This window comes from Chitinophaga sp. H8 (assembly GCF_040567655.1).
Classification (GTDB): domain Bacteria; phylum Bacteroidota; class Bacteroidia; order Chitinophagales; family Chitinophagaceae; genus Chitinophaga; species Chitinophaga defluvii.
In genome coordinates this window covers 3,587,708-3,599,779 of the sequence record NZ_JBEXAC010000001.1, presented here as the reverse complement: position 1 = coordinate 3,599,779, position 12,072 = coordinate 3,587,708, and the positions used below count along the sequence as shown (strand labels likewise).

The window sequence follows — 12,072 nt, the reverse complement described above, 5'->3', positions numbered from 1 at the left end:
GAAGCTACCGGATTCAAGAAAGACTCCGTAGCACTGCTGATCAAAGATGGTACCGCCAGCGTACCAGCCAATAAAGCCCTGACACTGGAAGTATTGAATACCCCCTTAAAAGAAGGAGAGAAGAGCGATCTTAAAATCAGCTTTAATAATAACGTATCTACCACTACAGATATTAACATCTTACTGAGCCGTAATGTGGGTAACTCTACAGCCAACACCCCGGGTGATTATACGCTGGCTTCCACCACGGTGAAGTTGCCTGCCGGTAAGCGGGATACGGTGCTGACTGATTTTATCACCGCTACTTCCGACAGGGTATTTAAGCCTACAAAAACGTTACAATTAGATGGTACTGCTACCGGGTATACCATTACTCCGGCAAGCTGTACCATAACAGATACTACCAGCTTAAATGCTGACAATAAAAATATCAGCATTGCTACCAGCAGTGCAGAGATGGTAGAAGGAACGGCATATGATGTGACATTCAGCTTACCAGCAGGTGTTACTACGGCTATTCCGATCAACATCAGTGTGGTGCCAGTTACTGGTTCTACCTTTACTACATCAGACTATATTATCTCCACCCCGCCGGTGATTAATAATGGTGGTACGGTTACCGTACAAATCACCATTAAGGATGATGGAGTACTGACCGGCCCGGCTACCCGTGAATTAAAACTGACAGGTACTTCTACCAGTCTTCCGGGGCTGGTATTTGGAGAAGCTACTATTACCGTAAAAGACAAGGACTATGCCCCTAACATGGCTTTTGATATTACGGTGGACCCAGCCAGTAAAGAAATTGTAGAAGGTGCTTCCACTGGTGCAGCTATTACGCTGACTTTACCTAACGGCCTGAAAGCGGGTTATGCTATTCCGGTAACGATCAGCAAAGGATTGAGCTCCCAGGCAGCAAATAGCCGTCATACCACGGTACCCGGAAATTATACCATTGCCAAAGATGCTTTCTCTGTAACCATCCCGGTTATCAAAGCTAATGTGGATAACATCCTGAATAATGATGCAAATATTGTAGTTATAGCCGAGGCCACTGGTTTCAAAAAAGATTCTGTAGCACTGCTGATCAAAGATGGCACTGCCAGTTTGCCGGGTAATAATGCATTGACGTTGGAAGTGTTGAATACGCCATTAAAAGAAGGAGAGAAGAGCGATCTTAAAATCAGCTTTAACAATAACGTATCCGCCACTACAGATATCAACATCTTACTGAGTCGTAATGTGGGTAACTCTACAGCCAACACCCCAGGTGATTATACGCTGGCTTCCACCACGGTGAAGTTACCTGCCGGTAAGCGGGATACGGTGTTGACTGATTTTATCACGGCTGCCTCCGACAGGGTATTTAAACCTACAAAAACGTTACAATTAGATGGTACTGCTACTGGGTATACCATTACTCCGGCAAGCTGTACCATAACAGATACTACCAGCTTAAATGCTGACAATAAAAATATCAGCATTGCTACCAGCAGTGCAGAGATGGTAGAAGGAACGGCATATGATGTGACATTCAGCTTACCAGCAGGTGTTACTACGGCTATTCCGATCAACATCAGTGTGGTGCCAGTTACTGGTTCTACCTTTACTACATCAGACTATATTATCTCCACCCCGCCGGTGATTAATAATGGTGGTACGGTTACCGTACAAATCACCATTAAGGATGATGGAGTACTGACCGGCCCGGCTACCCGTGAATTAAAACTGACAGGTACTTCTACCAGTCTTCCGGGACTGGTATTTGGAGAAGCTACTATTACCGTAAAGGATAAGGACTATGTGTCCAACATGGCTTTTGATATTACGGTGGATCCAACCAGCAAAGAAATTGTAGGTGGGGCTGCTACCGGGGCTACTATAAAACTTAGTCTGCCAGGAGGGCTTAAAGCAGGATATGATATTCCTGTTGTTATTACCAAAGGATTAAGTTCTACTGCCGCTACTGCAAGGCATACTATTATCCCTGGTACATACATAATAGCGAAAAACAAACAGTCAGTAACGCTGAATGAAATAAAAGCCATTGGCAGTAATGTTTTAGGAGATGATGAAACACTTGTTGTTGTAGCCAGAGCTAATCACTTTAAGGAAGATTCTGTTAAACTTACTATCAAGGGGCTTACGACAGGAAAAGTGGTACTTACTGGCGTAACATCTGGTAATAGTGTATTAGAAGGAAAGAGTTACAAGGTCAGGGCTGCTTTTGCAGGAGGAGCAGTAGCCAACAAGACGGTGCATGTAAAGATCAACAGCAGTGTACTGTCTGTTGCTAAAAACGATAAGTACGACATTATTCCGTCGGAGTTTGATATTACATCAGCGTCAGGATATTATGAATTTGAAGTGAAAGCCAGATCCAACAATATCCTGGATAGCCGTCAGTTATTGAGGTTGACAGGTATGGTGACTAATTTCCCTGGGATAGTATTGGATAGTCTGGATATTTATATTGATGATGCTACAGGAAAGGATCCTGGCAATTTGAAATTGACAATGAAAATTGACTCTACTGTTTTGCATAGGGGGAGCGAGTCTAAGGTAATAATAGGTTTTGAAAACCCACTCATTACTTCAACAGAGGATATACAGATTAAAATTGACAGGGAGGCCTCCTCTACATTGGATGCCGCAGGATATGAGCTGGTACCTGGAAGTATCACATTACCTGCGGGGAAATCTGATATAACATTCAGGCTACTTATTAAGCCGGATGATGTACCTAAGGATGACGAAGTATTACAATTGTTAGGCACCGCTGTACCAGCTACGTTTACTATCAGCAAACCAGGAGCAGTAACTATACCGGGGCCGGGAATGATGCAAGTGTTGTTGGAGAAAACAGCAGACGCAGCAGAGCCGGCTACTGATGGTGGATTTATAGTTAAGCTGGCCGCAGACAGGGTAGCACCACAGGATGTAAAGGTAACGCTGTTGATAAATGATCTGTCTGGATTTGCCAATATTACCCCGCTTGCAACGGAAGTGGTTATACCTGCAGGTAAGAATAGTGCAGCAGTTCCTATCAGGATTGTGGATAATTATATAATAGAAGGGGATAAGACCATCACTGTTGCAGTGAAGGACGCTCAGGTTACTATACAGGGAAAAGCGTATACCCTGAAAGTCAACCCGCAGGATGTGGTTAATATTTTGGTGCGTGATGATGAAGCTGGCACGGCTGAAGAAAAGATTGCTCAGCGGAAGATAAAGATTACAAAGAAAAAAGACGCTCAGGAGCCTGATATAGCGGGCGCATTTATTGTGAAATTTACGGATGACCGGATTACAACGGCTGAGGATGTAGTGGTAAATTATATCGTATCAGGTACGGCCACATCAGGGGTTGATTATATGGCCTTACCAGGGAGTATTATTATTCCTGCTGGTAAAAATGAAGGAATGATAGAGGTGGTACCGATAGAAGATGAGATTAAAGAAGAAACTGAAACAGTGCTTGTGAGATTAGACAAAGCCAGTTCTTCGCTGTCATCGGTAAACTGGGAATTTGAAGTGCCGGCAGAAGCCATATTAAACATCATTGACAATCCGATAGATAATAGTCCGCCTAAAGTGCATGTACGGCCGGATATGTCGCCTAATGGAGATGGGGTAGGCAATGATTTCCTGATGATAGAGCAAATTGAAAAGTATCCTGTGAATGATGTGGTCATATTTAACCGCTGGGGAGGAACAGTATTTAAAATCAATGGATATGACAATAGAGCAAATGTTTTTAAGGGACGCGCCAATACAGGTATTAGTTCAGGTGGAGATGTGCCCGATGGTTCCTACTTCTATATTGTAAATATCCAGGACCGTAGTGGGAAGAAACACCGGTTTACCGGATTTATAGTACTGAAGCGATAAACCCTGTTCATTATTTATTGCATGATTGTATGGTATTTACTATTTAAGTTTTACGCCTATGAAGAAGCAATTAGTTAAAGCTTTAGTGGCTATTATCATAAGCTGTTGCTACTATCAGTCTGCGCAGGCGCAGCAGGATCCTATTTATTCACAGTATATGTTTAACGGCATGGTGATTAATCCTGCTTATCCTTCCATGGACGAATCTTCCAGTCTTACCGCAGTAGGCCGCAATCAATGGGTGGGTATCGAAGGCGCCCCGCAAACCATTTCTTTTTCATTTTATACTCCTTTGAAAGCTACCAATACCAGTTTGGGATTTTCCCTGATGAGTGAGAAGATCACAGTACACTCTCAAACAGGTTTGAATTTCCATATTTCACAAAGAGTGAAACTGGATGAAAAACTTTATCTGGCATTGGGGTTGAAAGGGGGAATGTCGCAATACCGGGAGAATAATAGCCGGTTGAATAGTACAGATCCGGCTTTTGCACAGAATCTGAATTATTGGAAAACAGATGTAGGTTTTGGATTTATGATATTCACAGAGAAATTTTATATAGGGTTGTCATCTCCTGTTTTCCAAAGCTTTGATCTGGGCAAGAAAGCGGAAAAGGTAAAACATAAATCACATTATTACTTACAAACAGGTTATCTGGTTAAGATAAATGAAAATGTAAAGCTGAAACCTAATTTGTTACTAAGAGCAGTACAGGGTGCAGGGTTACAAGCCGATATTAATGCCAATGTATTATTGAAGAATATTCTCTGGTTAGGGGCTTCCTGGCGTACTGAAAAAACAATAACAGGTTTAGTACAGGTACAGGTAAGCAAAAACTTTCAGATAGGGTATTCTTACGATACACCTACTTCTTCCAATTTAAAGGGAGCACAGGCAGCATCGCATGAGGTGATGCTTAATTACAGGTTTGCATGGAAGAAATGGAAAGAGGTAGCACCGCGTTATTTTTAAGAGAATTATCAACAGGATATCAATAATGGGACATAGAAGATCAGAAAGTACGTTGTGTCGTTTGTTTTTAGCTGGTACGGTGCTCTTGTTTATTTCATGTGGAGTAATGAAGGAACATAGAAAGGGTGGATCATTAAGTGATTTATCGAAAGTGAAGCGGGCAGAACGGTTATATAATAGCAGAGAATATGAAAAGGCTATTTCACTATGCATCGCTGTGCTTAACAATGGAGGAGGGAACACGAACCTGGCCAGGCGGGCAAAACTGCAACTGGCACGAATTTATGTAGATACCAGGCAGTTTGAGAAGTCTGTCAGCTTGTATGATGAAGTACTACATACACCTGGTCCGGATATATTGCCCACCGATGTAACGAATTGTATGGATGTGTTAAAGCGTACCGGGCAGGTGGATGAAGCGAGAAAAATAGGCACCCTGTACGAATCTGAACTAAAGGATGATATCAAGTTTAAAAATCTGCAGTCATCTTTAACGGGGAATTATCAAAATTTCAACCAGGATTCCATAGCTAAAGTAAAGATCGATAGTTTGCCGGTTAATATGGGGGGATATCAATATGGGATGTCACTTTACCGGAAGCAGGTTATTTTCCTTTCCAATGAGCTTAAGAAAGGGACTTCTTCTTTTTCTGCAAATGCGAAATCATTTATTATTACAGAGCATGGCATTGCACCTTTTGCTGATGGGATTAAAGGAGTGCCCCAGGTAGGACCGGCAACTTACTATGATAACGGGAAGAAAGTGATATATACCGTAAATCCGGTGAGCATGGTTAAGATTGAGCAGAACTCCTTGTTTAACAGCAAAACAGGCACCCTTCTTCAGTTTGCGGCCCATGAGTCCGGAAATAATAGCTGGAGCAAATCAGGGGGGATAAAACTGATAAAAAATGGGGACAGTTATTCCTTCCTGCATCCTGCTGTTACAGAAAATGGACAGCGTCTTTACTTTGTATCTGACATGGCAGGTGGTTATGGGGGCACGGATATTTATTATGCTGACTGGGATAGGGAAGCCCAAAAGTGGCAAAAGCCGGTAAATATGGGGCCGGAGGTAAATACGAGCGGCAATGAGTTATATCCCTTTATACACAACAACAAGCTTTTCTTTTCTTCCAGCGGATTATCTGGCTTCGGCGGATTGGATATATTCCTATTTAACACAGATCAGCCTGATGTTGCCCCTGTTCACTTACCTTATCCCATTAATACACAGGCAGATGATCTTAACCCGGTACTGGATGCTACAAATTGGCTGCTATACTTTACGTCCGACCGTACTGGGGGGCATGACAACGATCGTATTTATTTAGTAGATCTGAAGAAGACAAGGCTTGACCAACTTGGGCTTTCAGTTCCACAGGAAGAGATAGTGGAGCCTGTAATGGATAACATAACAGACAGCAGGGAGGAGATCAGTTACACTGATAATGCAGCCAAAGAAAATAATGTAGCAAGTAGCTTTTCATCGGACACGATAGCGAGCGTACCGGATATTATCTATTTCGATAGAAATGCGGTAGTGCCGCAAGACAAGGAATGGTATAAAATTGATTCCATTTTCCGTATCTGGAAAATGCATACCAATCAAACTATTGTCATCAACGGCCATGCTGATATTAAAGGCAGAGAACAGGGAGAACTGGCTTTATCAAAGAATCGTGCTGCCTATATCAGGGCTTGTTTGAAAAGCAGAGGAGTATATGTCAACAGGATTAAAATAAATTACTACGGAGCATCACGTCCGGTAAGCAAAGAAAGTTTGCCGGAAAGGAATGTGGGGATTAACAGGCGTTGTGAAATAAAAATATTGTCAGACAGAAATATCTTTTAGAGTTAATTTTTAGCGTATATCAAAAGTAATAGCAATGAACAAGATTGTGTCGTTATGCCTGTTGCTGGTAGTGAGTGCACATGCCAATGCCCAGGAAATGCCTGTAGTATTTAACAAAAGTTTTGGACCCCCCAAGAATCAGTACCGCAAATTGGTAATTGCTGAAAACAATACTATTGTGGCGATTGGTGGTGGTGCAGACAATGGTTGTATTACCAAATTATCTGCCACGGGAAATGTTATTTATAATACCAAGCTGAACAAAGGAGGATTGGTGGCTTATCAGGACCTCTTATTATTACCCAAAGGAGAAGTTGTGGCAGTGGGAGGAGGAACTATTGCCTATGGTAATACGAGAATTACCCGCTTAAATAACACCGGTGAAGTATTGTTTGATAAGAGTATTGGTAACGGGCAGGGAGGATATTTTACAAAAGTGGTAGCAGACAGGCATGGTAATTATGTGGCAGTAGGGGTGGATGGCAGTAAGCCGGCACAGGCACGTATTGTAAAATTTGCTCCTGATGGAAAGGTTCTTTTTGATAAGGGATTTGGTGCACACAATGTATTTACGAATGTTATCCTGGATGAAGATGAAAGTATCGTAGCAGTAGGAGGAGATGTTGGAAATGGGCAAGGCAAAGCCTTTGTAGTAAAAATTAATGAAAAAGGAGAAAAGCAATACGAACTTTCTTTTGGTAAGCCGGGCGCTGTTTTTGAAAAGATGCTGCTGCTGGAAGATGGATCTTTACTCGCTATGGGTGGAGGAGCTTATGGTACAGGTAATGCCAGCCGTATTACTAAGTTGAATGTGGATGGTCAGGTAGTATTCGATAAGGAATACAGCACGGTAGATGGTAAGTTTAATGCAATGAAAATAAATGATCTGGGACAGATATTTGCATGCGCAGAGGAAAAGGATAAAGGGCGGATTGTAAAGCTGCGTCCGGATGGTACAGAGTTGTTTAATAAAGAAACGGATGCTGCCTTATTTGCGTTGGAAGTAGGAAGAAATGGGAAGGTAGTTGCTGCGGGTGGTAATCTGACGAATAATACGGGCAAAATAGTAAAGTTGTTACCGGATGGTACAGAAGTAATCAATAAGAATACCGGTTCTGTTTTTCAGCATTTATTATTAACAGAGGATGATGAAATCTGTGTAGTGGCAAAAGATGGTTATCGTATTGTAAAGTTAGGCCCGGATGGACAGCAGATGTTTGACAAACAATTGGGTAAATATGATACTAAAACGGCTTTATCTGCACTGCTAATGAGTCCGGCTGGTGAAATTCTGGCTGCCGGAGGAGGAGAGGAAGATGGCAACCGTATTATGAAAATAAGCCATGGAGTAGCAATAAATGATATAGTAGTAACAGAACCACTTAATGGTATTGCCAATGCTACCTTGACTATTACCCTGTCTGGTTTTTTAAGGAATAATGGAGTTCGTACACCGGTAAATGTGCGTTACAAATCTGTTTCACAGAAAGACGGCGCTGGCAATGCTGACTTTGAAGCCACTGAAGGCACTATCTCATTTGTTCCATCAGATTTTGCTACAGGAGCTATCATTTCCAGGACCATCCAGGTGCCTATCAGAAGTGATAACCAATTGGAGGGTAAGGAGTCTTTTCATATAGAATTAATGGATGCCTCAGGATTACATCTGACTAAAGCAAACGGGCAGGTAGCTATCCTGGATCAGCCAGCTATCGTTAAATTCACCGGTGGTATCAATGGAGCAGAACCAGCAACTGATGTGATATTTACTGCTGGATTGTTTAAGAGGGATAATACACCATTGATTAATGCTACTGGAAAACCCATCAGGCTTACCTATAAATATGGAAATGGCACCGGTTTGCCGGGAGTAGATTTTTATAACAGTACAAAAACACCCTTTATCATCGAAAATGGTGCCTCTACCGCAAGTCTGGCAGTGAAGGTGAAGGATGATAACAATTTTGAACTGGCAGAATCTATTGTACTGGTATTAAGTGAAATAAAGGCAGAGAATGAAGCCATAATTGGTTATACCGGTGATGTAAACTCAATATCAGCTACACAGTATATTGATGATCAGGCAGCTTATGTGAGCCTGGTAAAGCTTACAGATGCCAATGAATCTGGTACAGCCCCTGTAAGTATGTTTAAATGTATGCTGGTAAAAGCTACAGACCAATCCATTCTGACTAATTGTACAGGTAGTGATATCAATATCTTTTTTGGCATAGATTCTTCCAGTACAGCAACGCTTGGTAAGAATTATGTAATTATGAACGGAGACAGGGTGAAAATCACAGGTGATTGTGCATTCAGTGAAGCACAGATCCAGGTAGCTTTGGTAAATGATCATGTAAAAGCGGCAGATGCTACAGTGGTAGTGAAATTGAAACAGGTTACAGCTGCACCTAATACCGGTTTATTGAGGATAACGCCGGACGCTAAATTAAATACTGCGGTTGCTGTTATACATGATGATGGTAATGATAATGGCGAGCCTATTATAACTGCTAAGTAAAACATACGAAATAATATAGTTGCCTGCGGCTGTATTTATAACATGAAGAAGACCGGCTAAAAAGTACATCGGAAAATGGATGTTCTTTTTAGCCGGTCCTTTTTTGTACGTTCAGGAATAAATAGGGTAATTAGCCTGCGTGTGAAATAGGTGTTCTGAAATGAATGGTACCTTCCAGAATATAGTATTCCATGTTCTTATTCTTCTTTATTAACTCATCAAGAAACTCTCCTACAGGTTTATCCCTCAGAATACTGCCCGAAAATTGTTTTTCAGACAGGGCAGGTGTATCAAATGCTACTTTCAATCCAAACCATCTGCGAATAATAGGGTCCAGCTGATGTAATGTTTCCTGCTCAAAAGTATAGATTCCATTTCTCCAGGAAAGCGTAGCTTCTTCATTAAATTTCTCTACTTTAAACCGTTCTCCTGTTTTATAGATTGCCTGATAGCCAGGTTTAAGTACAACATCCAGGCTGTCGCCAACATCCGTTATAACGGAACCTTGTACCAGGGAAGTTGTGATCTGGCCCGGTTCATAGGTGTTTACGTTAAAAGCAGTACCCAGGGCTTTTACAGAAGTGCTGCCTGTATGCACTATAAATGGTTTTTCAGGATTGTGTGCCACTGTAAAAAATGCCTCACCTTCCAGATATACTTCCCTGGTTTTACCTGTGAATATAAAAGGGAAGCGTAGGGTAGATGCAGCATTTAGATGTACTTCAGTTCCATCTGGTAGTTCTATTTTATAATCTATTTTAGCTGGTACTGTAAGGGTATTCCATTGGACTACTGTGTTTTCCATGTCTTCTTCCGGTGCTGCTTTAGCCAGTAGTATGCCGGTACTATCCTTTTTCACTGCCGCATAAACGCTGTCTGTTACGGCAGGAAGTACCATGTGAAGCATTGTGTCGCCAGCCGGAGGGTTTGTGATAGTGGGTTCAGCATTACTTAACAGATTACCCGCACTATTATTGGGTAATTGTTGGGCAGCTGGCACTACTACCGCAATTTTTGGCTGCTGATGTGCGTAATGTTGCCGGATCAGGTAGCCACTGGTAACAATCGTGAGGACAGTGGCAGCCGCAGCCCACCACCAGCCGTGAGAGGAAACGGTAACAGGCATTGGAGGCATTACCTGCTGTTCCTGGTTTTCTTCATTTAAAATGGCCACCACTTTACTCCAGGCCAGCTCATTATCAATATCTTCTACAATAGCATCATCTGTTACCCTGCGTGCATTTTCAAGATCGATCCAGCAATCCCTGATATGATGATGTTTAGCCATTACCCTTTTAAGATAACGATCGTCATCCTCTGAAATGCTGTTCAGCACTTTTTCCAGTATAAGTTGAAATATATGTTCTTGATTGTATTTCATGGGAGAAAGCGTTAGGATTAAATGTTAAATAGACCTCAGGCGAAGTTGTTCTTCATTGCATACCAGATTTTCCAGTTGCTCAGTAGGCAAGTGATGTAAAGTATCCAGTAACTGTCGCCTTCTTTGTTCCTCCTGTGTTAAAGATTGCGTATTGTTCTTTTCTGGTACAACGGCTAGTGGATGAATGGTGTTTTTATCAGGTGCCGTTTTACTTTTTTCCAGACTGGCACATTTCTCATGCACCAGGCGGAAAAAGAATCCTCCTACGGATTGTTCTATATGGTGATACTGTTTCTTTTGCCATACTTGTATCAGAACGCACTGTACCAGCTCCTCTGCTTCCCTCATATTATTCAGGGTAAGGTAGGCTCTATAGCATAGCGGCTTGTAATACTTCATGAAAAAGTATTCATAGGCTTTGATGCTACCTGATTTTAGTTCGGATAACTTAAAGGCATCATCTATATTACTCATACCTGGCAATATTTTAGGGCTTTGTAAATTGATAATATTGCTCTATTAGCTGGCAGTCCGGCATAACCGAGGGAAGGCTTCGGTACTCAAGGTCTATTTCAAGGACGTATGGCATTAATAGGATGCAATGATATTCGGGCGAAAGCTAATAATTGTTGTTGATAATTTAGTTAATTCGATGTTAATGCGTCTATTTTTGACTGAAATTAATATGTAAATAATTTAAAATCAATTATATATAAGGTAAAGTTTTTTTAAATTAAGTGGAGGGAGAAAAAAGGGGTAACGTTTAAATCCATACGTATATAATCGACGTATGTAATATTAAACACGAGTGAAATATATGCCCGTGTTATTGCTTTCGAGAGTTATTTACCGGATATACTATACTGAAATTACTTGGAAATAGTTGTGTCTTTTAATGGTTAACTTGGGAAACAGCCTGGTATTTCTTGCCAGGCTATTTTTATTAGTTTATGTAATTACAGTGGTTTGCGCATTACGTAATCATTCATCATATAACCGCCACCGATGTCTGTATCTTTTTCTTTATAAACGGTGAATCCTTGTTTTTCGTAGAACAAACGGGCTTTATTGTCTCTGTTTACATCCAGTTCCAGTATATGTGCATTCAGCGCTTTCACGTTTTCTATTACACCATTCAGCAACAGCTTACCTATTCCTTTTCCCTGGTAGGACATGTGCAGGTATATTTTATGCAATTTAAAGATGCCTGCTTTATCAGTGGGGCTATAGGATGCATATCCGATAGGGATTGCTTCATCATACAACAAGATATACTGATGCTGTAACTCATTCATCTGCCGCAGCAGAGAGGGGATACTATACATCATATCAATCATATAATCAATCTGCCCGGGTGTGAGCAGCGATTGGTAGGTAGGTCGCCAGATCTGTTCTACAAGTGTCTGAATAATTGGAATCTCCGTTGTGGTAGCTGCCTTGATACTATACAT

Annotated in this window: 7 protein-coding genes; 4 read left to right on the top strand and 3 right to left on the bottom strand. The window is 41.5% G+C overall.

The features are described 5' to 3' along the window. The 4 genes from ABR189_RS13725 to ABR189_RS13710 form a co-directional block, all read left to right on the top strand. A partial coding sequence (locus ABR189_RS13725) for a T9SS type B sorting domain-containing protein (RefSeq protein WP_354661074.1) occupies nt 1–3,891 on the top strand: 3,891 nt, incomplete at its 5' end. Nucleotides 3,892–3,949: 58 nt separating this feature from the next. Further along, entirely contained in the window at nt 3,950–4,864 is a 915-nt protein-coding gene (locus ABR189_RS13720) for a PorP/SprF family type IX secretion system membrane protein (RefSeq protein WP_354661073.1), read from the top strand. 106 nt (nt 4,865–4,970) lie between these two features. Further along, entirely contained in the window at nt 4,971–6,719 is a 1,749-nt protein-coding gene (locus ABR189_RS13715) for an OmpA family protein (RefSeq protein ID WP_354661072.1), read from the top strand. Between the two features lie 34 nt (nt 6,720–6,753). Next, nucleotides 6,754–9,240, top strand: a complete 2,487-nt coding sequence (locus ABR189_RS13710) for a Calx-beta domain-containing protein (RefSeq protein WP_354661071.1) — start codon at nt 6,754–6,756, stop codon at nt 9,238–9,240. Between the two features lie 130 nt (nt 9,241–9,370). Here ABR189_RS13710 and ABR189_RS13705 read toward each other — a convergent pair whose 3' ends face one another. The 3 genes from ABR189_RS13705 to ABR189_RS13695 form a co-directional block, all read right to left on the bottom strand. Continuing rightward, nucleotides 9,371–10,621, bottom strand: a complete 1,251-nt coding sequence (locus tag ABR189_RS13705; protein WP_354661070.1) for a FecR family protein — start codon at nt 10,619–10,621, stop codon at nt 9,371–9,373. A 24-nt stretch (nt 10,622–10,645) separates the two neighbouring features. Further along, entirely contained in the window at nt 10,646–11,095 is a 450-nt protein-coding gene (locus ABR189_RS13700; protein ID WP_354661069.1) for an RNA polymerase sigma factor, read from the bottom strand. 482 nt (nt 11,096–11,577) lie between these two features. Next, entirely contained in the window at nt 11,578–12,072 is a 495-nt protein-coding gene (locus ABR189_RS13695; RefSeq protein ID WP_354661068.1) for a GNAT family N-acetyltransferase, read from the bottom strand.